Origin of the sequence: Streptomyces stoeckheimensis (assembly GCF_045822005.1) — a bacterium.
GTDB lineage: Bacteria > Actinomycetota > Actinomycetes > Streptomycetales > Streptomycetaceae > Streptomyces > Streptomyces stoeckheimensis.
Genome location: NZ_CP169550.1, coordinates 3,341,231 through 3,362,517 on the forward strand (window position 1 = coordinate 3,341,231; position 21,287 = coordinate 3,362,517).

Here is a 21,287-nt window from a genome sequence, read left to right on the forward strand (position 1 = left end):
CGATGGCCCTGGCCGCGATTATGGCGTATTTCGCAATCTCATCCTGTCGACCATCAGGTGAAGTGCAGGTGAATTCCGAACCCTCGTCACCTCCGACGGCTCCGGGGGTCGATCTGGAGAGCCGGATCACGGAATTCACCCAGGGGTTCGGCGAGCGAGGGGGCTACCGGATCCCCACGACCAACGAGCGCCGGACGGTCACCCGGGGCGTCGCCCTGCTCCTGGACGGCGACCGAGAGGGGGCGCGCAAGCGCCTGGCCGACGTCGACTTCACCGTGCAGTCGTTCACGGACACCGCGAGCGGCCGCCACTTCGCCGAGGTCGCGGACGCGGCGGGCAATTCCGGCCCGGGGAACCGGGGCTGGGGCCGGGTGTACGTGGACCTGGGCGCGAAGCCGAGCTGGAGCGTGCAGGTCCCGCACCCGATCGCCGACCAGGAGACCGAGCGGCTCGGCGCCCGGGTGCTGCGCGGGGCCCCCGGCGGAGTGATGGTCCTGGCCGGCGCCCACCGCACGGCCGGCGAGGGCGACTCCGCCGACGTGGCCCACCGTACGGATTCGGTATTCCACCAGGTCATCGAGGAACTCACGAAGCGCCGCCTGCCCGGGGTACAGCTGCACGGGTTCGCCAACGAGTCCTTCCCCGAATTCGACGCCGTCGTCTCGACGGGCGCCGGAGACCGCGCAATATCCGAGGCCAGGACCCTGTCGACGGCACTGACCGAAGAGGGCTTGGAGGTCTGCCGAGCCTATGCCCGCAAATGCAAACTGGCCGGCACATCAAACGAACAAGGCCAAGTGGCAGCCGACGAAAACCTCCGATTCCTCCACGTCGAGCTAGCCCGCGCCATAAGAACGGACAACAACCACATCACAGCCGTAACCAAGGCAATATCGGCCCTCACCCGGCACTGGTCACAACCCTGACCTTCGCCGCGTGGGGCAACTGGCATGGCAGGTCACGCAATTCGGGCTTGGCTGTCAGTGCGGTCCGGCATGCTGAGGGGCGAGCCGAGGCCGAGGGGGATGCGCCACGTGGGTGGAGTCGACACGGCACGGGGCATGGGGTTCCAAACCGCCTGCGCCATGCTGCAGCTCATCCGCACCCCGGAGGAGTACCCGGAGGCCAAGACCTTCCGCGTGGAGGGCGCAGACGAGGCCATCGACTTCGAGGTGCGCGACGCGCGAGGACGGCCGCTGCTGCTCGCGCAGGCGAAGACGCGCGTCGAGCCGGGCTCGTGGTCGGGGCTGGAACTGGTACGACTGGCCCGCCGCTGGGGCACTGCGGATCCTGGAGGCACGGCGGTGCTGCGCTTCCTCTCGGATGCCCCCGTCCACCCAACTGGACATGCGCTACGGAAGGCGGCGGCGCGCGCCCGGGCCGTACCAGCCCCTGACCGATGGCTGGCGGAGTGCAAAGACGAGGTGCCGGCCTCGATCGGGCTCACGGCAGACGATCACGGGTTGCTGCGACGGCTGGAGATCGACACCCGGATCGGACCGTGGGAGCAGATCCTCGACCAGGCCCGGCTGGAGCTCCTGCGGCTCTCCCCCGTCGCCATGGCCGCGGGAGACGTCGACAGCACGGTTGATGCGCTGTTCGTGAAGATGTTCCAGTGGTCCGGGGACCACCTGCTCGCGCGGCGCACGGTCCGGTTGGATGAGCTTCCGGGGCTCCTGCGCGGACGTGGTGGGGCGCCTGAGGCTGAGGCGATCGAGCGGCCCGGGCCGGGTCGCGCGCTCTTCCGCGAGGTCCCCTCGGCCGCCGGTGTGCGCGGCCGGGACCTGGAGCTGGCGGCGCTCAGGAAGCGATTCGACAGCGAGCCCGATGCAGGCTCGGTTCGGATGGTGATGTCCGGGCTCGGCGGAATCGGCAAATCGAGCATCGCCCGCTTGTACGCCCACCGGAACCGCGAAAGGTACGACTTCGTCTGGTGGATCCCGTCCGACACCCGGGAAGACCTCATCGCCGCATATCGGCGGATGGTCGCCGAAGAGCGGCAGGAGACCGAGCCGGCCACCGACGTGGAGATCGTCACTCAGGTAGGCCTCCGCCTCACGCATCTGGGCAGCAAGCTGCTGCTCATCTACGACAACGCCCCGGCTCGGGAACAGATCCAAGGCCTGCTGCCGGCCTGCGAGGGCGCGCACGTACTGGTCACCACCCGGGACTCGGCCTGGGCCGTGGCAGACGGTGGGCTGGTCGTCGTACGGATGAGCACTGAGGAGGCCACTGCCTGGACCGGAGAGCGACTGCCGGATTACTCCGAGTCCGAGGTGTCCGCATTGGTCGACGCAGTGGAGGGCATTCCACTCGGCATCGCCCAGGCCACCGGCTACATCGCTGCGACCCAGTGCCCACTCGGCGCCTACCTGACCGAACTCGCCGACTGTCGCGCCAAGTTGCTCGACGACACCGGATTCGTTCCGCTCGACTACCGGGAGGGCGCGACACTGACCGCGGCGGTAGCCCTCAGCGTGGGGAAGGTGCTCGATCAGGCACTGAAGTCTCCCGAGGGTTCGGGACGGTATCTCGCCGCCGGGCTGCTCGCACGGTGCGCGCTGCTCGCCCCGGACTTCATCCCGCTGCGTCTCGCAGCGCTCGACCTTCCCACCGGATCGGCCGTCTACGGTGCCGTGGCGGAGCTGCGCAGATTCTCTCTGGTCGACCCCCGGGACGGCTTGCTCGCAATCCACCGCATCGTCCAGGAAGTCGTTCACGCGATGCTGGACAGCGAGGCCGTCAGCATGATGCAGGGACGTTTCCAGGACGAGCTGTTGAAGCGGCTGGTGGACTGCCAGAAACAGCAAACGTGGGCTGAGGCCGCCACACTGATTGAGCATGCGGTTCATGTGGCACATCGCGTGACCAGTAGTGGCTACGCGGATGGCAACACCGTGGCCCTGCTGGCCAATGTCGCGGGAGCAATCTCGAACATCCACGGTGATCTGCTGCGCAGCGAAGGCCTGTTGCGCGAAGCGCTGGAGATCGTGGAGTGCGCCGGTGAAGGGACGCTGGACGATCCCGTCTACCGGCGAGCCGCGACAACGACCACCCTGGCCCACTGCCTGCTCGGTCAGTCGCGGTTCGATGAGGCCGCGCAAGCGGCACGAATCGCTTGGAACCTGTTGGAGGGCATGGGCACGCTCGACGCTGAGGGCGTGGAGCACCTGCGGCTGGCGCACGCCGCCGACATGCTCGCGGCGGTGGCGACAGACCGTTTCGCTGACAGCGCCCGCGCCGGCGTCAGGCTTGAGGCGGTTTTGCAGCGTGAGGACGTAACGCCGTCAGCGGCCTTGGGAATCCGGCTGGAACGGGTGCAGTCGTTCGTGTGGTCCCAGGACTGGGACGCCGCGGCCGTGACCATCGATCAGGCCAAAGCCGTAGCCCCGGCCGAGGCGGAGGCGAGCAGGGATCTGCGCTTCCTGGAAGCCACCGTGAAAGCGTCCACGGGCCGGCTGGAAGAGGCCCTCGCCATTATCGCGGGCATCCCCGAACCGGCAGAGCTGGTAGCCGTGACCCTCGTGCGCCACCACGCAGACAAGCTGGTGGACGTGGCCCATGCCCTGATGGTTGGAAGTCTTCACAGGCAGAACGAGGGGCTGACCACGGACGTCTGGATCCTGCAATGCGCAGGGTCGTTGATCGACCGGGCTGAAGCGCTGCTCGTAGAGCACACCGAAGCAGGGCCCGAAGCAATTGCGCATGTCACGCACCGACGCGCCGTGCTCGCCTGGACGCGACACCTGGTGGGAGATCCCGACGGAGACCCTGACCTGTGCCGCACCCTGATACGGGAGAGCCTCGAGTTGTTCGAGGCGGCGGGACAGAGCCACGTGCCACTCGCAGTGAATGCGCGCCGGTTCCTGGAGCTGCATGAAGGCAACTCCCCTGACGAACCCTTCGAAGAGCTAAGCCTGGACGGGCCTGACCACGTTCCTCTGGCACCGTCAGGCGGCAGAGGAACACATCTGATCTCCGAATTTCCCTGGGCCAGAGCCGCGGCTCTGGCTCGGGCTGTTCCGCCTGATGCGCGCTCGCTGTACGGCCTGCTCGGAGCCACGGCTTATCACCTGGGCAGGCAATCGGCGCCCTCCCCCACCTTCCTCGCACTGGCATTCGCCACGGCGCTGCGCTCCCTGGGTCTGGGGTGCCGATTGATCCCTACCACGTTGCGAGTCACCCGCGGTGACGCTGGATCTCTCGACCTACCCGACTGGCAGCTTCCACCGATGGCCATGCAGGACGGTGAGGTTCGAGGGCACGTAACCGTCTGGTGCGAGGAAGCCGCACGATTGGTGGACCCGGCCCTGCTGCTCGGTCAAGGCCGGTTCGCCCCCGACACCGTGGAGCGCGAGATCTTCCGGATCCCCGTTGTCATGCCGGCGCCCGACTTGAGCTCTCTCCTCGGCGTCAGCCCAGCCACCCATCGAGAGGGGCACCTGCTCGCGTACGAGTTCCGCCTCGACTGGGAGGAGCACCTCCACGAGGCAATCGAGCACCTGGACGCTGGGGCAGTGGCCGGCTTCGCCCGGGTGCTCTCCGCCTCCGCCACCCTGATAGCCGCTAGCGATCCGCCCGCCTGAGGCCTGCGGACTGCTGCGGACTGGCCGGGTGGCCGAGGCGCGGATATCCATGGCAGGCCGACCGGACCGTCGACGAGACTGCGCAGATGAGCCATCTGTACCCCTGTCCCTGCTGCGGGCACCGCGTGCTGGACGCCATGCCCGGCTCCTACGAGATCTGCCCCATCTGCTTCTGGGAGGACGACGGGGTCCAGTTCCGCTGGCCGGCCTCGTCCGTCGGAGCCAACAGGGTCTCCCTGATCGAGGCGCAGCAGAACTACCAGGACTTCGGCGCATGCGACCAGCACGGCAGCCAGTACGTCCGCCCTCCGGTAGCAGACGAGCCGCTCGACCCCGCCTGGCGCCCCATCGACCCGACACGCGACTCCTTCGAGGACTGGGACTCGGACGAACGCACCCCGTGGCCCGACGACCGCTCCGTGCTCTGCTGGTGGCTCCCCACCTTCTGGCGCCGCGACCACCCGGGAACGTCATGACGTCCCCCGTCGAGGCCCTCGCAACAGCTCGACGGCAAGGCGGACGAGTCCTACGACGCCCGCGCGGAACGGATCTGGCTCGGCTCCGCCGCCATCCCCCGCGTGCCGGACTCATCCAGCACGCTGCTGCGTCTGCGCGGACCGCAAAAGGCCGCCCAACCCGCTCCATCGCAGGTCAGACGGCCTTTCGCTAGATCGATCAGACGTTGAAGCGGAACTCCACCACGTCGCCGTCCTGCATGACGTAGTCCTTGCCTTCCATGCGGGCCTTGCCCTTGGCGCGGGCCTCGGCCACCGAGCCGCAGGCGACCAGGTCCTCGAAGGAGATGATCTCCGCCTTGATGAAGCCGCGCTGGAAGTCGGTGTGGATCACGCCGGCGGCCTCGGGGGCGGTGGCGCCCTTCTTGATGGTCCAGGCGCGGGTTTCCTTCGGGCCGGCCGTCAGGTAGGTCTGCAGGCCCAGGGTGGCGAAGCCGACGCGGCCGAGGGTGGCCATGCCGGGCTCCTCCTGGCCGACCGACTGGAGGAGCTCGAGGGCCTCGTCGTCGTCGAGCTCGATGAGCTCGGCCTCCAGCTTGGCATTCAGGAAGATCGCCTCGGCCGGGGCCACCAGCGCGCTCTGCTCGGCCTTGAAGGCGTCGTCCGTCAGCTCGTCCTCGTCCACGTTGAAGACGTACAGGAACGGCTTGACCGTGAGGAGGTGGAGCTCGTGCAGCAGGTCGCCCTGCTCCGTGCCCTTCGTGATGCCGTGCGAGAAGAGGGTGTCGCCCGCTTCGAGGATCTTCGTGGCCTTCTCGACGGCCGCCAGGACCGCGATCTTCTCCTTCTGGAGGCGGGACTCCTTCGTCAGGCGCGGCACCGCCTTCTCGATGGACTGGAGGTCCGCGAGGATCAGCTCGGTGTTGATCGTCTCGATGTCGTCCTTCGGCGAGACCTTGCCGTCGACGTGGACGACGTTCTCGTCCTTGAAGGCGCGGATGACCTGGCAGATCGCGTCCGACTCGCGGATGTTCGCGAGGAACTTGTTGCCGAGGCCCTCGCCCTCCGACGCGCCGCGGACGATGCCGGCGATGTCGACGAAGTCGACGGTGGCCGGGAGGAGCTTCTGCGAGCCGAAGATGCCGGCCAGGACGCCGAGGCGGGCGTCCGGAACGCCGACGACGCCGACGTTCGGCTCGATCGTGGCGAACGGGTAGTTGGCCGCCAGCACGTCGTTCTTGGTCAGGGCGTTGAACAGGGTCGACTTGCCGACATTCGGCAGGCCGACGATTCCGATCGTGAGCGACACGTTGGCGACTTCCCGTAGCTGGAGGGGGCGGCGGCCCGGAGTGGGCCACCGGACAGTTTACTTTCCGATGAGGGGGCCCCGATGTACGCGTGTCCGGGCACGCGATCGACGGCCTCCCGGCCTAGTTTTGGGGGGTGGAGCGATACAAGGCGCGTACGGTACGTCACCCAGCGGAGCGGACCCCCGGCCCCGGGCGGTCCCCGGTACGCCGGCTGCCCCGGCCCCGGCTGACCGGGCTCGGCGGCGGGCTCTTCGCCTGCGCCGCGATGTTCCTGATCGGCGGCCTCGACTGGCTGCTGTTCGACGCCTCGCTGTTCGTCTACGGCCTGCTGTTCCTGCCCGTGGCGGCCGCCACCGCCCTGTGGGTGCGGCCCGCCGACCTGATCACCGCGCCGATCACCGCCCCGATCGCCTTCGCCGCCGGAGTGTGGCCCGTGTCGGGCGGCTCCGGCGGCTTCGCGGGCGAGGTGATGGGGCTGGTGTCCGCGCTGTCCCTGCACGCCGGCTGGCTCTACGCCGGCACGCTCGTGGCCGCGCTGATCACGGTGGTGCGCAAGGCCGTCCTCATCGGCCGCCGCCGGATGCCCCGCCGCGTCGCCTGACGGCAGGAGGACTGCGGCAGCGCTACTGCCCCGCCGAGCGCGCCGCCATCGCCGCGCCCACGATGCCCGCGTTGTTCTGCAGTTCCGCCGGCACGATCCGGGCCCGGACGCCCTCGATCAGCGGCAGGAACTTCTCCGGCTTGCGGCTCACGCCCCCGCCGATGATGAAGAGGTCCGGGGAGAACAGCATCTCCACGTGCGCCAGGTACTTCCCGACCCGGCGCGCCCAGTGCTCCCAGGTCAGGCCCCCGTCGTCCTTCGCCTTCACCGAGGCCCGCGTCTCCGCGTCGTGGCCCTTCAGCTCCAGGTGGCCCAGCTCGCTGTTGGGCACCAGGTGCCCGTCCGTGAAGAGCGCGCTGCCGATCCCGGTGCCCAGCGTGAGCAGGATGACGGTGCCGTCGACCCCGCGCCCCGCCCCGTAGGCCATCTCCGCGACCCCGGCCGCGTCCGCGTCGTTCAGCACCGTCACCGGACGGCCGTCCAGGCGCGAGGAGAGCAGGGCCGCCGTGTCCACGCCGACCCAGGCCTTGTCCATGTTGGCCGCCGACCGGGTCACCCCGCTGGTGACCACCCCGGGGAAGGTCACCCCCACCGGGCCGTCCCAGTCGAAGTGGCGCACCACCTCGACGACGCAGCCGGCCACCCCGTCGGGGGTGGCCGGCTGCGGTGTCAGTACCTTGTGGCGCTCCTGCGCCAGGTCGCCACGGTTCAGGTCCACGGGAGCGCCCTTGATCCCGGAACCGCCGATGTCCACGCCGAAGATCTCCATGGACCCACCGTAGAGAAGGACCCGCCGGAGCGCCCTGCCGTGGACGGTCCTACTTCTGTGCGCCCGGCGCCGAGCCCGGCGTGGCGACGAGCTCCGCCGCCTCCGCGCGCAGGTCGCGGCGCAGTTCCTTGGGTAGGGAGAAGACGATGGACTCCTCGGCCGTCTTGACGATCTCCACGTCCCCATACCCGCGCGCGGCCAGCCACTCGAGCACCTCGTCGACGAGCACCTCCGGCACCGAGGCGCCCGAGGTCAGACCGACGGTGGTGACGCCCTGGAGCCAGGCCTCGTCGATCTCGCTCGCGAAGTCCACCAGGTACGAGGCCTTCGCGCCCGCGTCGAGGGCGACCTCGACGAGGCGGATGGAGTTCGAGGAGTTCTTGGAGCCGACGACGATGACCAGGTCGCAGTCCTTGCCCATGACCTTGACCGCCTCCTGGCGGTTCGAGGTGGCGTAGCAGATGTCGTCGCTCGGCGGCGAGACGAGCAGCGGGAACTTGGTCTTCAGGGCGTCGACCGTCTCCATCGTCTCGTCGACGGAGAGGGTGGTCTGCGACAGCCAGACGACCTTCGACTCGTCGCGGACGGTGACCTTCTCCACGTCGTGCGGGCCGTCCACGATGGTGATGTGGTCCGGGGCCTCGCCGGAGGTGCCGATGACCTCCTCGTGGCCCTCGTGGCCGATGAGGAGGATGTCGAAGTCCTCGTTCGCGTAGCGGATCGCTTCCTTGTGCACCTTGGTGACCAGCGGGCAGGTGGCGTCGATCGTCGCGAGCTTGCCGCGGGCCGCCTCCTCGTGCACCACCGGGGCCACGCCGTGCGCGGAGAACATCACGATGGAGCCCTCGGGGACCTCCTCCGTCCGCTCGACGAAGATGGCGCCCTTGTTCTCCAGCGTCTTCACGACGTACTTGTTGTGCACGATCTCGTGCCGCACGTAGACCGGTGCGCCGTACTGTTCGAGAGCCTTCTCGACGGCGATCACGGCTCGGTCCACGCCCGCGCAGTAGCCGCGCGGGGCGGCGAGCAGAACGCGGCGGGATGCGGGAGCGGGGGCGTCAGCAGTCATGGGCTCCATCGTACGGGGGTGTCCAGCAGGCCGGGGATCGCCCGTTCGGCAGAAACTGGGTCGAACATCCACACAGGCCACACCCCCGGAGGAACGATGGCGTCCGCGACGGATCCCAGTACGCCGCCCGGCCCGTCCGGCCCCCCCGGCCCGCCCGGCGGCCCGTCCCCCGCGCCCGGCACCTCGCTGCGCCGCAGTCTCGGCTTCCGGGACCTGGTGGTCTACGGGCTGCTCTTCATCGCCCCCATGGCCCCGGTCGGGGTCTTCGGCACCCTCGACGCGAAGTCACACGGCGCCGTCGCCCTCGTCTACCTCTTCGCGACCGTCGCGATGGCCTTCACCGCCTTCTCCTACGCGCAGATGGTGCGCGTGGCCCCGCAGGCCGGCTCCGTCTTCACGTACGCCCGCAAGGGCCTCGGCGAGGGTCCCGGGCTGATCGCCGGCTGGATGGCGATGCTCGACTACCTGCTGATCCCGGCGGTCGCGTACCTCTTCTCCGGGATCGCCATGAACGCCCTGGTCCCGGAGGTCTCCCGGTGGGTGTGGACGGCCCTGGCGGTGGTCGTGACCACCCTGCTGAACCTGTGGGGCGTACGGGCCGCCGCGCGGGTGGGCTTCGCCGTGCTGGCCATGGAGATCGCGGTGCTGCTGGTGTTCCTGGTCTCGGCGGTGACCGTACTGGCCCGGGGCACGGAGCACCGCGGCTGGCTCTCCCCCTTCACCGGGGACGGCTCGCTCGGCGGCTTCTCCATGGCAGCCGTGCTCGGCGCGGTCTCGGTGGCGGTCCTGTCCTACCTGGGCTTCGACGCCATCGCCTCCTTCGCCGAGGAGGTGACGGGGGGCAGCGCGAAGGTGGCGCGGGCGGTGCTGTTCTGCCTGGCGCTGACCGGGGTGCTGTTCATCGCCCAGACGTACCTGGCGGCGCTCCTCTCCCCCCTGTCGGCGGCGGAGCTGGCGGCCGAGCCGGGGAAGCAGGGCTCGGCCTTCTACACCACGGTCGAGGCCTCCGTGGGGATGTGGCTGCACGACCTGGTCGCCGTCAGCAAGGCCATCGGGGCCGCCTTCGCGGCCCTGGCCGGGCAGGCCGCGGCGGGCCGGCTGCTCTTCGCGATGGCCCGCGAGCGGCGGCTGCCGCGCGCCCTGGCGCACACCTCGCACGGGACCCCCCGCCCGGCCCTGCTGGTGGCGGCGACGGTCACGCTGATCGCGGCCGTGTGGGCGGCCCGGCGCGACGACGGGCTGGACCACCTGGTGTCGGTGGTCGACATCGGGGCGCTGGTGGCGTTCACGCTGCTGCACGCCTCGGTGGTCGGCTGGTTCGTGGTCAAGCGCCGCGAGGGGGCTCCGAACTGGTTCAAGCACCTGGTGATCCCGGTCCTCGGCGCCGCCGTGACCATCGCGGTGATCGTCGAGGCCTCGTGGACGGCGCAACTGGTGGGGGCGGTGTGGCTGCTGGTGGGCCTGGGCGTCCTGGTGGCCCAGCGCGGGCGACGCGGAGGGGATCAAGGCTCCCGGCCCGACGCCGGTGTCAGTTCTGGCGGTTAGCCTGCGTGCATGGGTCTGAATTCGTCGGCTGACGCGCCGCTGCCGGTCGGTCAGGTGTCCCGGCTCATCGGGGGCTGGATCGACAAGCTCGGCCAGGTGTGGGTGGAAGGGCAGATCACGCAGCTCTCGCGGCGGCCGGGAGCGGGGGTGGTCTTCCTGACGCTGCGCGATCCCTCGCACGACATCTCCCTCAGCGTGACCTGCTTCCGGCAGGTCTTCGACGAGGTCGCGGACTCCGTGACGGAGGGCGCGCGCGTCGTCGTCCTGGCCAAGCCCGAGTGGTACGCCCCGCGCGGGCAGCTGTCCCTGCGGGCCACCGAGATACGGCCCGTGGGCATCGGCGAGCTCCTCGCCCGGCTGGAGCGGCTCAAGCGCTCCCTCGCCTCCGAGGGGCTCTTCGCGCTGGACCGCAAGAAGCCGCTGCCGTTCCTGCCGCAGCTGATCGGGCTGGTGGTGGGGCGGGCCTCGGCGGCCGAGCGGGACGTGCTGGAGAACGCCCGGCGCAGGTGGCCGGCGGTCCGCTTCGAGGTCCGCAACGTCGCCGTCCAAGGGGTGCACGCGGTGCCCCAGGTGGTCCAGGCGGTCAAGGAGCTGGACTCCATGCCCGAGGTCGACGTGATCATCGTGGCCCGCGGCGGCGGCAGCGTGGAGGACCTGCTGCCCTTCTCCGACGAGGAGGTCGTACGGACCGTCGCGGCGGCCCGTACCCCCGTGGTCTCGGCGATCGGGCACGAGCCGGACTCCCCGCTGCTCGACCTGGTCGCGGACCTGCGGGCGTCCACGCCCACGGACGCGGCGAAGAAGGTGGTCCCGGACGTCGGCGAGGAGCTGGAGCGGGTGCGCCAGCTGCAGGGCCGGGGGCTGCGCGCCGTGCGCGGGCTGCTCGACCGGGAGGAGCGGGGGCTCGCCCACGCGCTCGCGCGGCCGGTCTTCGTCCACCCCCAGCGGATGGTGGAGACCCGGGAGGCGGAGGTGGACGCACTGCTGGCGCGCGGCCGCCGGACCCTGGGGCACTTGCTGGACCGGGCCGATTCGGAGCTGGCGCACACCCTCGCCCGCGTGGTGGCGCTGTCCCCGGCCGCCACCCTGGAGCGCGGGTACGCGGTGCTCCAGCGGGCCGACGGGCACGTGGTGCGCTCGCCCGAGGACGTGTCGGCGGGCGACGTGCTGCGGGCGCGGGTGGCGGAGGGGGAGTTCCCGGTGGAGGTCGCGGGGGACCACGCGTAGGCCGTACAGGGCCGCGCAAGGCCTCGTAGGCGCAGGGGGCCTGAAACGCGACACACTGTCGCAACAATTTGTTGATCTTCACAGTTAAGGTGGGAGAGGGAATGGCCGAGACCGATACGGCGCTGGGGTACGAGCAGGCCCGGGACGAACTGATCGAGGTCGTCCGCAAGCTGGAGGCCGGCGGCACCTCGCTGGAGGACTCCCTCGCGCTCTGGGAGCGCGGCGAGGAGCTCGCGAAGGTGTGCCGCCACTGGCTGGAGGGGGCCCGCGCCCGGCTCGACTCGGCGCTGGCGGCGCGCGAGGCGGCGGAGCGGGCCGGCGGGGAGTGATCCCGCTCACCCGCTCCGAGATTTAGTTGAATTTTCACCTATCTCCGTCGTAGTCTCAGGACATCGCTTCAGCATTCCCGCACAGAAGAAGGCTTTTCGATGTCTCTCGTTCTCGACGCCGCCGCTCAGGACCTCCTCTTCCGCGAGGCCCGCACCGCCAACACGTTCTCCGACGAGCCGGTCACCGAGGAGCAGGTCCAGGCGATCTACGACCTGGTGAAGTTCGGCCCGACCGCCTTCAACCAGACGCCGTTGCGCATCACCCTGGTCCGCTCCCCCGAGGCCCGCGAGCGCCTCGTCAAGCACATGGCCGAGGGCAACCAGGCCAAGACCGCCGCCGCCCCGCTGGTCGCGATCCTGTCCGCGGACAACGAGTTCCACGAGGAGCTCCCGCAGCTGCTCCCGCACTTCCCGCAGGCCAAGGACGCCTTCTTCTCCGAGCGCCCGGTCCGCGAGCAGTCCGCGCTGGTCAACTCCGCGCTGCAGGCCGCGTACTTCATCATCGGCGTCCGCGCCGCCGGCCTGGCCGCCGGCCCGATGACCGGTCTGGACTTCGCCGGCCTCCAGAAGGAGTTCCTGGACGGCGACCACACCCCGCTGATGGTCATCAACATCGGCAAGCCGGGCGAGGACGCCTGGTTCCCGCGCTCCCCGCGCCTGGAGTTCGACCAGGTCATCACGACCGTCTGAGCCCAGCCCCACAGGCAGTGAACGCAAAAGGCCGCGCTCCCCGAATCCCGGGGAGCGCGGCCTTTTCACGTCGGACCACGCACTGCTTCACGTCGGACCACGCACTACGAGCCCTGCGCTACGAGCCCTGCTTGAACTCCAGCGCCGCCGCCATCGCGCCGAGCTGCTCGAAGGAGGCCGTCCCGGTCACCACCGTGACGTAGCCCTGCTCGTGCCGCACGAGGGCGTCGTACTTCTCGCCGTCCCAGCGCTCCCAGACCTGGTCGCCGACCTGCTGGGTCTCCCCGGTGGCCGTCGCCTTCCGGGTGACCTTCGCGATGTACTTGTCCGTGACGTCCGCGGACTGCTCCACCGCCACGTACTGCTGCGCCGGGTCCAGGAAGCCCAGGTGCCAGGCGCTGGCCTCCTTGCGCGTGTATCCCACCGAGGTCGCCCGCCACTCCGGCGGCAGCCCGACGGGCACCGCCACGGGGTACGGGGCCGCGCGCCGGGCCGTGAGGCTTTCGACGCGGTAGTCGACCACCTTCGTCGGATCGGCCTTCTCGTCATGTGGGATGACCAAATAGATCCCCCCGACCACGAGCCCGATCACCGCGAGGGACCGGATCATGTCCACGACCGTCTGCTTGCCCTTCATACCTGCCACGACACCATCGTCCCGCATGCCCCCGGGCGATCACCGCCGGGGTCGCAAAGGCGCGCCACGGGCGGCGCAAGATGTCCGCTCAGGACAATCAGCTGACCGATATGGCGCTCATACGTGACCCGGTCTGCTCAATATGTCGACGTACCGATAGAGTCCAGGGACCCTCACTCCCGGCCGTCGCCGTACAGAAAGGTGCGCTCCGATGACCGAGCACAACCTGCCGCCCCAGCTCGAAGTCTCTCCGGAGGCACCCGACCGCAACCTCGCCCTGGAACTCGTACGGGTGACCGAGGCCGCCGCCATGGCCGCGGGCCGCTGGGTCGGACGCGGTGACAAGCTCGGCGCCGACGGCGCCGCCGTCAACGCGATGCGGACCCTGATCTCCACCGTTTCGATGAACGGCGTCGTCGTCATCGGCGAGGGCGAGAAGGACGAAGCCCCGATGCTCTTCAACGGCGAGCGGGTCGGCGACGGCACCGGTGCCGAGGTCGACATCGCCGTGGACCCCATCGACGGCACCACCCTGAACGCCAAGGGCATGCCGAACGCCATCGCCGTGCTGGCCGCCGCCGACCGCGGCACCATGTTCGACCCGTCCGCGGTGTTCTACATGGAGAAGCTGGTCACCGGTCCCGAGGCCGCCGACTTCGTCGACATCAACGCCCCGGTCTCCGTCAACATCCGCCGCGTCGCCAAGGCCAAGAACATGGCCGTGGAAGACGTCACGGTGATCATCCTGGACCGCCCCCGCCACGAGGGCATCGTCAAGGAGATCCGCGAGACCGGCGCGCGCATCAAGTTCATCTCCGACGGAGACGTCGCCGGCTCGGTCCTGGCCGTCACGGAGGACAGCGGCATCGACCTGCTGCTCGGCATCGGCGGCACCCCCGAGGGCATCATCTCGGCCTGCGCGATCAAGTGCATGGGCGGCACCATCCAGGGCAAGCTGTGGCCCAAGGACGACGCCGAGCGCCAGAAGGCGATCGACGCGGGCCACGACCTGGACCGCGTCCTGTTCACGAACGACCTGGTCTCCGGCGACAACGTGTTCTTCGTCGCCACGGGCATCACGGACGGCGAGCTGCTGCGCGGCGTCCACTACCGCTCGGAGACCGCGACGACCTCCTCGCTGGTCATGCGCTCGAAGTCGGGCACGATCCGGCAGATCGACTCGACCCACCGCCTCTCGAAGCTCCGCGCGTACAGCGCGATCGACTTCGACCGCGCCAAGTAGACCGCCGAGCAGGACGCCGACGGCACGGCATCACGGAAGGGGCGCTCCCGCGTGCGGCGGGGGCGCCCCTTCCGTATGTCCTCTGGCGGGACGGCTCGCTACGAGGCTACGAAGCTGCGGCCCTACGAGGCTTCGCGCAGCTCCCCCGCCCGGCGCCGCCTGCGGGCCAGCACCACCCGGCGCTCGGCGGCCGTCAGCCCGCCCCAGACTCCGTAGGGCTCGGGCTGGATCAGTGCGTGCTCCCGGCAGGCGACCATGACGGGACAACGGGCGCAGAGCCGCTTGGCGGCGTCCTCGCGGGACAGCCGGGCGGCGGTCGGCTCCTTGGACGGGGCGAAGAACAGTCCGGCCTCGTCGCGCCGGCACACCGCGTCCGCGTGCCATGGGCCGTCCTCTTCCCTGGCCGGCACCCGCGGCTTCGGCACGACCGCCGCCGGGCGCCCCTGAAGACTCTGGACGGCGGCTACCTGCAGGGACTGGCGCGGCGGATGCGGCACGGTCTACTCCTGACGACGTATACGCGAGCGAGAGAGGCGACGCACCTGTCCCTACCCGCTGTGCGCGCCCCTATGCACCGAGTGCCGCCGATCCGGCCGGTTCGACCGAAAGGTGCTCCCGCTCGCGCCGCCCCCCGGCCCGCTCCCGGCCCGCCCCGTGCGACCCCTCCCGGCCCCGCGCCCGTCACCCGGACGTCACGCGCCGGGCGGCGTCCAGTCGCTGCGGCGGCCCAGGAAGGCGAGCAGCGCGCCGACCGGATCGGCGTCCGGATCGGGCGCGGGAGCGAGCGCCGGGGCGTACGCGAACCCGCGCAGCGGCTCGGCGAGCAGCCGGGCGGCCGGGCTCAGCGCCGCCGCGAGGGCGGGGGTGAGCGGGGAGGTCTGGCCGGTGGCGACCGCGAGGTCCCAGGCGTGGACGGCGGCGTCGAGGGCGGCCGCGGCGACCGCGGCGACCGCGGTCTCGGCGTCGAGGGTGAACGGGGGCAGCGGCACGGCCACCTCGGCGGTGCCCGGCAGGACCCCGGCGAAGGCCTCGGCGCCGGCGGCGAGGGCGGGCTCCAGCAGCTCCACAGGGCTGCCGGCCAGGGTGCCGGTGGGCGCGAAGGGGTCCTCGGCGGGTCCCGGCCCGCCGGTGAGGCGGCCCGCGTAGGCGAGCTGGTCGCCGGCGGCGTGCTGGAGCACTTGGCCGACATTCCACTGTTCGCACGGCGTCGGTGCGCCGAGGGCGGCGGCCGGTACGGCGGCGGCGACGGAGCGCAGCGCCTCGTATGCCTGGTCGAGAAGGTCCCACTTGGATGCGGTCATGGGTCGGACTCTAAGGTCGCCTACCGGCCAAAGGGGCTGATTTCAGAGCCAGTTGTCCACGTGTCGACCTTACGGCGCGCCCTACCGGCCCTTGCGGAGCCGGTTCGCCAGGTCCACCAGGCGGGCTCCGAGCTTGGGGCGGGCCTCGATGTTGCCCAGCAGCGCGAAGCCGCGGACGATCACGACCGGGGCCTGCGGGTCGGTCTCGCCGCGCCCCTCGCCCCGCACCTCGAAGTTGCCGAGGACGCCGCTGCCGTAGCCGCGCAGGGTGACGTTCTCCGGGACCAGGATCTCGACGTTGCCGAGGATGCTGGTCACGTTGATCTCGGTGACCTGCTGCTCGAAGACGGCCTGGGTCAGGTCGATGCTGATGTCGCCCAGGACGGAGACCGCGCGGGTGTGCGCGCCCGGGCGCCAGCGGCCCTTGCGGGAGGAGCTGCTGCACACGGCCACGACCGTCTCGACCGGGGCTCCCGCCGGGGCGCCGACGGCCCGGTACACCGCCTCCTGGCGGGTGTCGGCGCCGGGCGCGGGCAGGTCCCGTACGAGCACGTCCAGCTCGCCGACCGTCTTCACCGCGTACAGCGAGTCGAGCCGGTCGGAGTGCTCCTCGGCGGTCAGCCGGCCCTCCGCGACGGCGTCGGCGAGGATCTGCGCGATCCGGTCCCGGTCCGCGTCGGAGGCGCGCAGCCCGGGGGCGGGCGCGGGGGCCGGGGCCGGCGCGGGGGCCGGCGCGGATGAGGGCTGCTTTTCCAGGTCCACGCGCCCAGCATACCGAGACACGATAGATCGCGATACTGGGCAGTGAGCCTTACCTCACAACAAAAGCCGCCGGAAGAGGTTCTACGCTGGAGACCGCGCTGCCAAACGGTCGTCAGCGCCGTCTGCCGAGTGAGGGAATGACTGCCGTCATGCCAGAGTTTGCGTACACCGACCTGCTGCCCCTGGGCGAGGACTCCACCCCGTACCGGCTGGTGACCTCCGAAGGCGTCTCGACCTTCGAGGCCGACGGCCGTACGTTCCTCAAGGTGGAGCCGGAGGCGCTGCGCAAGCTCGCCGAAGAGGCCATCCACGACATCCAGCACTTCCTGCGCCCGGCGCACCTCGCGCAGCTGCGCCGCATCATCGACGACCCCGAGGCCTCGGCGAACGACAAGTTCGTCGCCCTCGACCTCCTGAAGAACGCGAACATCGCCGCGGCCGGCGTCCTGCCGATGTGCCAGGACACGGGCACGGCGATCGTGATGGGCAAGCGCGGCCAGAACGTCCTGACCTCCCGCGGCGACGAGGAAGCCCTCTCCCGCGGCATCTACGACGCCTACACCCGCCTGAACCTGCGCTACTCGCAGATGGCCCCGGTCACCATGTGGGAGGAGAAGAACACCGGCTCGAACCTGCCCGCGCAGATCGAGCTGTACGCGACCGACGGCGGCGCGTACAAGTTCCTCTTCATGGCCAAGGGCGGCGGCTCCGCCAACAAGTCCTTCCTCTACCAGGAGACCAAGGCGGTCCTCAACGAGGCCTCCATGATGAAGTTCCTGGAAGAGAAGATCCGCTCGCTCGGCACGGCGGCCTGCCCGCCCTACCACCTGGCGATCGTGGTCGGCGGCACCTCGGCGGAGCACGCCCTGAAGACCGCGAAGTACGCCTCCGCGCACTACCTGGACGAGCTCCCCACCGAGGGCTCCCCCCTGGGCCACGGCTTCCGCGACGAGGCCCTGGAGCAGCAGGTCTTCGAGCTCACCCAGAAGATCGGCATCGGCGCGCAGTTCGGCGGCAAGTACTTCTGCCACGACGTCCGCGTCGTCCGCCTCCCCCGCCACGGCGCGTCCCTCCCGATCGCGATCGCCGTCTCCTGCTCCGCGGACCGCCAGGCCACCGCGAAGATCACTGCCGAGGGCGTCTTCCTGGAGCAGCTGGAGCGGGACCCGGCGCGCTTCCTCCCGGAGACGACGGAGGAGCACCTCTCCGACGCCACGGCGGACGTGGTCTCGATCGACCTGAACCAGCCGATGGAAACGATCCTCGCGACCCTCACCCAGCACCCGGTGAAGACCCGCCTCTCCCTCACCGGCCCGCTGGTCGTGGCCCGCGACATCGCCCACGCCAAGATCAAGGAACTCCTCGACTCGGGCGCGGAGATGCCGCAGTACCTGAAGGACCACCCGGTCTACTACGCGGGCCCCGCGAAGACCCCCGAGGGCTACGCGTCCGGCTCCTTCGGCCCGACCACGGCCGGCCGCATGGACTCCTACGTCGAGCAGTTCCAGGCGGCGGGCGGCTCCAAGGTCATGCTGGCCAAGGGCAACCGCTCCCAGCAGGTCACCGACGCGTGCGGCGAGCACGGCGGCTTCTACCTCGGCTCCATCGGCGGCCCGGCGGCCCGCCTCGCCCAGGACTGCATCAAGAAGGTCGAGGTCCTGGAGTACGAGGAGCTCGGCATGGAAGCCGTCTGGAAGATCGAGGTCGAAGACTTCCCGGCCTTCATCGTGGTCGACGACAAGGGCAACGACTTCTTCCAGAACCCGGCCCCGGAACCCACCTTCACCCACATCCCGGTCCGCGGCCCGGGCCTGTAACCCACACCGAGGGCCCCTCCGCCGAAGACGGAGGGGCCCTCGGCCGTGCCGGACGGGTCGGGGGCGGGGGTGGTCACCCCCGGGGCCCGCTCCGTATCCCGCGCAGCAGTTCCGCCTCCACCGGGGTCGCCTCCAGGCCGTGCGCCCGCGCCTCGCGCAGCTGCGGGAGTGTGGGTCCGTACAACTCGCGGACGACCTTCAGCGGCACACCGTCCGGCCCGCCGACGGCGAGGCGCACGGTGCCCTCCGCGGCGACGATCCGCTCGCGGATCCACGGCGGGGGCACCCCCCGGCCCTCGTCGCACGCATGGACTTCGTACTCGGCGCAGTAGTAGTTGTCGTACCAGCACAGGCGGCCGTCGACGATCCGCTGCCACGTCTCGTACCGGCAGGAGGCGCAGGGCTCGCAGTGCAGCGTCCCGAACTGTTCGGACATCGGTGCAGCATGCTGCACCGGCCCGTTCGGTGCATCCGGATAACGTCTGCGGTATGACTGAGCAGCCCTTCTCCCCGGCCCGCGGCACGCGGGTCATCGCGCATCGCGGAGCCTCCCACGAGCACCCCGAGCACACCATCGAGGCCTACCGGCAGGCCATCGCCGACGGGGCCGACGCGCTCGAATGCGATGTCCGGCTCACCGCCGACCACCGGCTTGTCTGTGTGCACGACCGGCGGGTCGAGCGGACCTCCGACGGGCGCGGGGTCGTCTCCGAGATGACGTACGAGGAGCTGCGCGCCCTCGACTTCGGGGCGTGGAGGGGGTCCGGACACGCCGGGGCCCGGGTGCTGCTCTTCGAGGACCTGCTCAAGGAGGCGCTGGCCGCGCCCTACCCGGTCGGGCTGGCCGTGGAGACCAAGCACCCCACCCGTGCGGGCGGCCGGCTGGAGGCCGAGCTCGTGCGGCTGCTCGGGGAGTACGGGCTCGCAGACGGCGCGAGCGGCCGCGTCGAGGTGATGAGCTTCTCCCGGAACGCGCTGACCCGGATGCACCGGCTGGCACCGGGGCTGCCCGCGGTCTACCTGATCGAGCACCCGGTCCGGCCGCCGCGCCCCCCGTTCGCCACCCACGCGGGCCCCGGCATCGATCTGGTCCGCAAGGACCCGGGTCTGGTGGGCCGGCTGAAGGCGAAGGGGCTCCGGGTGCGCGTGTGGACCGTGGACGAGCCCGAGGACGTGGAGCTCTGCGTCCGCCTGGGCGTGGACACGCTCATCACCAACCGGCCCCGGGACGTGCGCAAGCTGCTGCTGGACATGTGAGCACCCGGCCGGGGTGCGCCGGCCGGGTGTGGGGGGTCGTACGGAGCGTCGGACCCACGGGGGTACGGGTCCGCGGGCGGTTACGCGAAGCGCTGGTTGGCCGAGCCGTTGCAGGGCTGGAGGCGCAGCGGCTCGTGGGCCGCGGCCACGGTCAGGCACTGGCCCGGGGCGGCGGCGGGCCGGTAGGTGGCTCCGTCGCGGACGAACTGCTGGTTGGCTCCGCCGTGGCAGTTCCAGATGATCATCGCGGTGCCGTTGCCGTAGGTGGCGCCGGGCGCGTCCAGGCAGCGGTCGTGGGTGAGTTCGATGTGGAGGGACTTCTTCGCGGAGTCGTACCACCAGCCCTGGTTGCGGCCGCCGTGGCAGTCCCAGCCGAGGACCTTGGTGTTGTTGGCGCTGGAGCCACCGTCGGAGTCGACGCAGTTGCCCGTCGCCTCGTTCTTCAGCGGCTTGAACAGGTCGTCCCAGGCCCCGGCCTGCAGGACGGGGGTGCCGGTGCTCGCCGGGTCGGCGCAGGAGGCCTCGCGCAGGCCGGAGGCGTAGAGCTGGGTCAGACAGGACGCGAAGGCGCCGTGGCCGCGGTAGTTGGGATGGAAGGACTGGCGGGCGGTGTTCTCGTCCCACGGGAAGTGGTCCCCGAGGTCGAGGTAGAGGCCGCGGGCCCAGGTGTCCTCCATGCAGACCTCGTGGCCCTGGAAGAGCCGCGAGTTGTCGAGGTAGGTCGCGCCCGCGGCGAGGGCGGCCGCGCGCATGCCCTTCTCGAAGGTGGGCACCGCGTAGTTGCGGCCCCACGAGGCGTCGGAGTCGTAGCCGGCGCAGCCTCCGGGGAGCTTGCCGGGGAAGTTCGGGTTGTCGTTGAAGTCGGGGCCGATCGGGCTGGGGTAGCCCATCACGACCAGCTTGTAGTCGGAGTCGGCGTAACCGGCGTCGCGCATGACAGACTTGAGGTCGCCGATCGTCGACTGCACCTTGGGCTTCAGCCCGTCGACGCGTGCCTGCCAGCCCGGACCGTACTTCGGCTCGCAGGTGCCCTGGCTGAGCACCCAGCGGGTGACGCAGTCGGTCATGACCGGGCCGAACTGCAGGTCGTCGTTGGCCCCGGCGACCAGCAGCACCATCTTGATCTTCGTGTTGCGGGCCTTGATGGCCAGGCTGTCGCTCTGCACCAGCTCGTCGGCGTACTGCTTGCTGCCGCCGATCTTGATGTTGCCCGTGTAGCCGCCGGAGCAGGCCACGTTGAAGGTGTAGTCGGCCGCGATGCCGGTGCGGTGGATCGCCGTGTCCGGCGAGCGGTGGCACTGGTTGGACGGGGTGTTGGTGGCGGGGTCGTAGTTGCCGACGCCCTCGCCCGAGATCTCGCTGTCGCCGAGCGAGATCAGGCCGGTCTTGCGGTCCGCGAGCGGGCGGATCGCGGAGTCGCCGTAGATCTTGACGGCCTCGGCGGCCCGGATGGCCTCCAGTTCGGGCGTGAGGGGGGTGACCGCAGCGGTCGCCGCGTGGGCCATGGGGGTGATGGCGGTGACGCCCCCGAGGGCGGCCGCCGCCGCCGCGACGGCGGCGAAGGTAGATCTGAGCCTGATCCTTGATTGTGTACGGGCACGTGCCATGAACGCCTCCCCGATCTCGGTGTTACCCACGGTATTTACTGGCCGGTAGGCGAGTTGGGAACAGTCCGAACAAGACAATTGC

The 21,287-nt window shown here is 70.5% G+C and carries 20 protein-coding genes; 11 read left to right on the forward strand and 9 right to left on the reverse strand.

Annotated features, from left to right (window positions below):
• Nucleotides 1-68: 68 nt before the first annotated feature.
• The 3 genes from ACE1OC_RS14895 to ACE1OC_RS14905 all read left to right on the forward strand — a co-directional run bounded on the left by ACE1OC_RS14895 (nt 69) and on the right by ACE1OC_RS14905 (nt 5,062).
• Nucleotides 69-926, forward strand: a complete 858-nt coding sequence (locus ACE1OC_RS14895) for a hypothetical protein (RefSeq protein WP_407837426.1) — start codon at nt 69-71, stop codon at nt 924-926.
• Nucleotides 927-1,085: 159 nt separating this feature from the next.
• Entirely contained in the window at nt 1,086-4,586 is a 3,501-nt protein-coding gene (locus ACE1OC_RS14900; RefSeq protein WP_407837427.1) for an ATP-binding protein, read from the forward strand.
• Nucleotides 4,587-4,672: 86 nt separating this feature from the next.
• Nucleotides 4,673-5,062: a CPCC family cysteine-rich protein gene (locus tag ACE1OC_RS14905; protein ID WP_407837428.1), complete on the forward strand. Its 390-nt coding sequence runs from the start codon at nt 4,673-4,675 to the stop codon at nt 5,060-5,062.
• Between the two features lie 199 nt (nt 5,063-5,261).
• Here ACE1OC_RS14905 and ychF read toward each other — a convergent pair whose 3' ends face one another.
• Nucleotides 5,262-6,350: a redox-regulated ATPase YchF gene (ychF, locus tag ACE1OC_RS14910; RefSeq protein WP_407837429.1), complete on the reverse strand. Its 1,089-nt coding sequence runs from the start codon at nt 6,348-6,350 to the stop codon at nt 5,262-5,264.
• 134 nt (nt 6,351-6,484) lie between these two features.
• Between ychF and ACE1OC_RS14915 the strand changes: the two genes are divergently transcribed.
• Nucleotides 6,485-6,952 carry a DUF6542 domain-containing protein gene (locus ACE1OC_RS14915; protein WP_374213443.1) on the forward strand — a complete coding sequence of 156 codons (468 nt, stop codon included), beginning with the start codon at nt 6,485-6,487 and terminating at the stop codon, nt 6,950-6,952.
• Nucleotides 6,953-6,974: 22 nt separating this feature from the next.
• On the opposite strand, the gene ppgK is transcribed toward ACE1OC_RS14915, so the two are convergent.
• Nucleotides 6,975-7,721 carry a polyphosphate--glucose phosphotransferase gene (gene ppgK / locus ACE1OC_RS14920; RefSeq protein ID WP_407837430.1) on the reverse strand — a complete coding sequence of 249 codons (747 nt, stop codon included), beginning with the start codon at nt 7,719-7,721 and terminating at the stop codon, nt 6,975-6,977.
• Nucleotides 7,722-7,770: 49 nt separating this feature from the next.
• Nucleotides 7,771-8,799, reverse strand: coding sequence for a 4-hydroxy-3-methylbut-2-enyl diphosphate reductase (locus tag ACE1OC_RS14925; RefSeq protein ID WP_407837431.1), 1,029 nt, complete (start codon nt 8,797-8,799; stop codon nt 7,771-7,773).
• 87 nt (nt 8,800-8,886) lie between these two features.
• On the opposite strand from ACE1OC_RS14925, the gene ACE1OC_RS14930 reads away from it, so the two are divergent.
• The 4 genes from ACE1OC_RS14930 (at nt 8,887) to ACE1OC_RS14945 (ending at nt 12,581) form a co-directional block, all read left to right on the forward strand.
• Nucleotides 8,887-10,335: an APC family permease gene (locus ACE1OC_RS14930; protein ID WP_407837432.1), complete on the forward strand. Its 1,449-nt coding sequence runs from the start codon at nt 8,887-8,889 to the stop codon at nt 10,333-10,335.
• Between the two features lie 9 nt (nt 10,336-10,344).
• The gene (gene xseA, locus ACE1OC_RS14935; protein ID WP_407837433.1) at nt 10,345-11,562 is read left to right on the forward strand and encodes an exodeoxyribonuclease VII large subunit; all 1,218 of its coding nucleotides are present in this window, start codon (nt 10,345-10,347) and stop codon (nt 11,560-11,562) included.
• 101 nt (nt 11,563-11,663) lie between these two features.
• The gene (locus ACE1OC_RS14940) at nt 11,664-11,891 is read left to right on the forward strand and encodes an exodeoxyribonuclease VII small subunit (RefSeq protein WP_407837434.1); all 228 of its coding nucleotides are present in this window, start codon (nt 11,664-11,666) and stop codon (nt 11,889-11,891) included.
• Nucleotides 11,892-11,990: 99 nt separating this feature from the next.
• Entirely contained in the window at nt 11,991-12,581 is a 591-nt protein-coding gene (locus ACE1OC_RS14945; RefSeq protein WP_274549356.1) for a malonic semialdehyde reductase, read from the forward strand.
• 118 nt (nt 12,582-12,699) lie between these two features.
• Here the strand turns inward: ACE1OC_RS14945 and ACE1OC_RS14950 are convergent, their stop codons facing one another.
• The gene (locus tag ACE1OC_RS14950) at nt 12,700-13,218 is read right to left on the reverse strand and encodes a DUF4245 domain-containing protein (RefSeq protein WP_407841563.1); all 519 of its coding nucleotides are present in this window, start codon (nt 13,216-13,218) and stop codon (nt 12,700-12,702) included.
• Between the two features lie 211 nt (nt 13,219-13,429).
• Here ACE1OC_RS14950 and glpX point away from each other — a divergent pair, with 211 nt between their 5' ends.
• Nucleotides 13,430-14,461, forward strand: coding sequence for a class II fructose-bisphosphatase (gene glpX / locus ACE1OC_RS14955; protein ID WP_407837435.1), 1,032 nt, complete (start codon nt 13,430-13,432; stop codon nt 14,459-14,461).
• 122 nt (nt 14,462-14,583) lie between these two features.
• Here glpX and ACE1OC_RS14960 read toward each other — a convergent pair whose 3' ends face one another.
• From ACE1OC_RS14960 to ACE1OC_RS14970, 3 genes are all read right to left on the reverse strand, one after another.
• Complete coding sequence (locus tag ACE1OC_RS14960; RefSeq protein WP_407837436.1) at nt 14,584-14,958, reverse strand: WhiB family transcriptional regulator; 375 nt, start codon at nt 14,956-14,958, stop codon at nt 14,584-14,586.
• A 195-nt stretch (nt 14,959-15,153) separates the two neighbouring features.
• Complete coding sequence (locus ACE1OC_RS14965) at nt 15,154-15,762, reverse strand: TIGR03086 family metal-binding protein (RefSeq protein WP_407837437.1); 609 nt, start codon at nt 15,760-15,762, stop codon at nt 15,154-15,156.
• Nucleotides 15,763-15,843: 81 nt separating this feature from the next.
• Nucleotides 15,844-16,524: a DUF1707 SHOCT-like domain-containing protein gene (locus ACE1OC_RS14970; protein WP_407837438.1), complete on the reverse strand. Its 681-nt coding sequence runs from the start codon at nt 16,522-16,524 to the stop codon at nt 15,844-15,846.
• Nucleotides 16,525-16,673: 149 nt separating this feature from the next.
• Here ACE1OC_RS14970 and ACE1OC_RS14975 point away from each other — a divergent pair, with 149 nt between their 5' ends.
• Nucleotides 16,674-18,341, forward strand: a complete 1,668-nt coding sequence (locus ACE1OC_RS14975) for a fumarate hydratase (protein WP_407837439.1) — start codon at nt 16,674-16,676, stop codon at nt 18,339-18,341.
• A gap of 73 nt (nt 18,342-18,414) precedes the next feature.
• On the opposite strand, the gene ACE1OC_RS14980 is transcribed toward ACE1OC_RS14975, so the two are convergent.
• Nucleotides 18,415-18,777, reverse strand: coding sequence for a hypothetical protein (locus ACE1OC_RS14980; RefSeq protein WP_407837440.1), 363 nt, complete (start codon nt 18,775-18,777; stop codon nt 18,415-18,417).
• A 53-nt stretch (nt 18,778-18,830) separates the two neighbouring features.
• Here ACE1OC_RS14980 and ACE1OC_RS14985 point away from each other — a divergent pair, with 53 nt between their 5' ends.
• A complete protein-coding gene (locus ACE1OC_RS14985) occupies nt 18,831-19,598 on the forward strand; it encodes a glycerophosphodiester phosphodiesterase (RefSeq protein ID WP_407837441.1) in 768 nt (255 codons plus the stop codon).
• An 80-nt stretch (nt 19,599-19,678) separates the two neighbouring features.
• Here the strand turns inward: ACE1OC_RS14985 and ACE1OC_RS14990 are convergent, their stop codons facing one another.
• Nucleotides 19,679-21,205, reverse strand: coding sequence for a ricin-type beta-trefoil lectin domain protein (locus tag ACE1OC_RS14990; RefSeq protein WP_407837442.1), 1,527 nt, complete (start codon nt 21,203-21,205; stop codon nt 19,679-19,681).
• Nucleotides 21,206-21,287 lie beyond the last annotated feature (82 nt).

Excerpts from the sequence above, each read along its gene's own strand:
- ACE1OC_RS14945 (WP_274549356.1), top strand. The coding sequence starts at position 11,991 with ATGTCTCTCGTTCTCGACGCCGCCGCTCAGGACCTCCTCTTCCGCGAG.
- ACE1OC_RS14900 (WP_407837427.1), top strand. The coding sequence starts at position 1,086 with ATGCTGCAGCTCATCCGCACCCCGGAGGAGTACCCGGAGGCCAAGACC.
- ACE1OC_RS14965 (WP_407837437.1), bottom strand. The coding sequence starts at position 15,762 with ATGACCGCATCCAAGTGGGACCTTCTCGACCAGGCATACGAGGCGCTG.
- ACE1OC_RS14940 (WP_407837434.1), top strand. The coding sequence starts at position 11,664 with ATGGCCGAGACCGATACGGCGCTGGGGTACGAGCAGGCCCGGGACGAA.
- ACE1OC_RS14990 (WP_407837442.1), bottom strand. The coding sequence starts at position 21,205 with ATGGCACGTGCCCGTACACAATCAAGGATCAGGCTCAGATCTACCTTC.
- xseA (WP_407837433.1), top strand. The coding sequence starts at position 10,345 with ATGGGTCTGAATTCGTCGGCTGACGCGCCGCTGCCGGTCGGTCAGGTG.
- ACE1OC_RS14975 (WP_407837439.1), top strand. The coding sequence starts at position 16,674 with ATGCCAGAGTTTGCGTACACCGACCTGCTGCCCCTGGGCGAGGACTCC.
- ACE1OC_RS14985 (WP_407837441.1), top strand. The coding sequence starts at position 18,831 with ATGACTGAGCAGCCCTTCTCCCCGGCCCGCGGCACGCGGGTCATCGCG.
- glpX (WP_407837435.1), top strand. The coding sequence starts at position 13,430 with ATGACCGAGCACAACCTGCCGCCCCAGCTCGAAGTCTCTCCGGAGGCA.
- ppgK (WP_407837430.1), bottom strand. The coding sequence starts at position 7,721 with ATGGAGATCTTCGGCGTGGACATCGGCGGTTCCGGGATCAAGGGCGCT.
- ACE1OC_RS14980 (WP_407837440.1), bottom strand. The coding sequence starts at position 18,777 with ATGTCCGAACAGTTCGGGACGCTGCACTGCGAGCCCTGCGCCTCCTGC.
- ACE1OC_RS14925 (WP_407837431.1), bottom strand. The coding sequence starts at position 8,799 with ATGGAGCCCATGACTGCTGACGCCCCCGCTCCCGCATCCCGCCGCGTT.
- ACE1OC_RS14930 (WP_407837432.1), top strand. The coding sequence starts at position 8,887 with ATGGCGTCCGCGACGGATCCCAGTACGCCGCCCGGCCCGTCCGGCCCC.
- ACE1OC_RS14905 (WP_407837428.1), top strand. The coding sequence starts at position 4,673 with ATGAGCCATCTGTACCCCTGTCCCTGCTGCGGGCACCGCGTGCTGGAC.
- ACE1OC_RS14950 (WP_407841563.1), bottom strand. The coding sequence starts at position 13,218 with ATGAAGGGCAAGCAGACGGTCGTGGACATGATCCGGTCCCTCGCGGTG.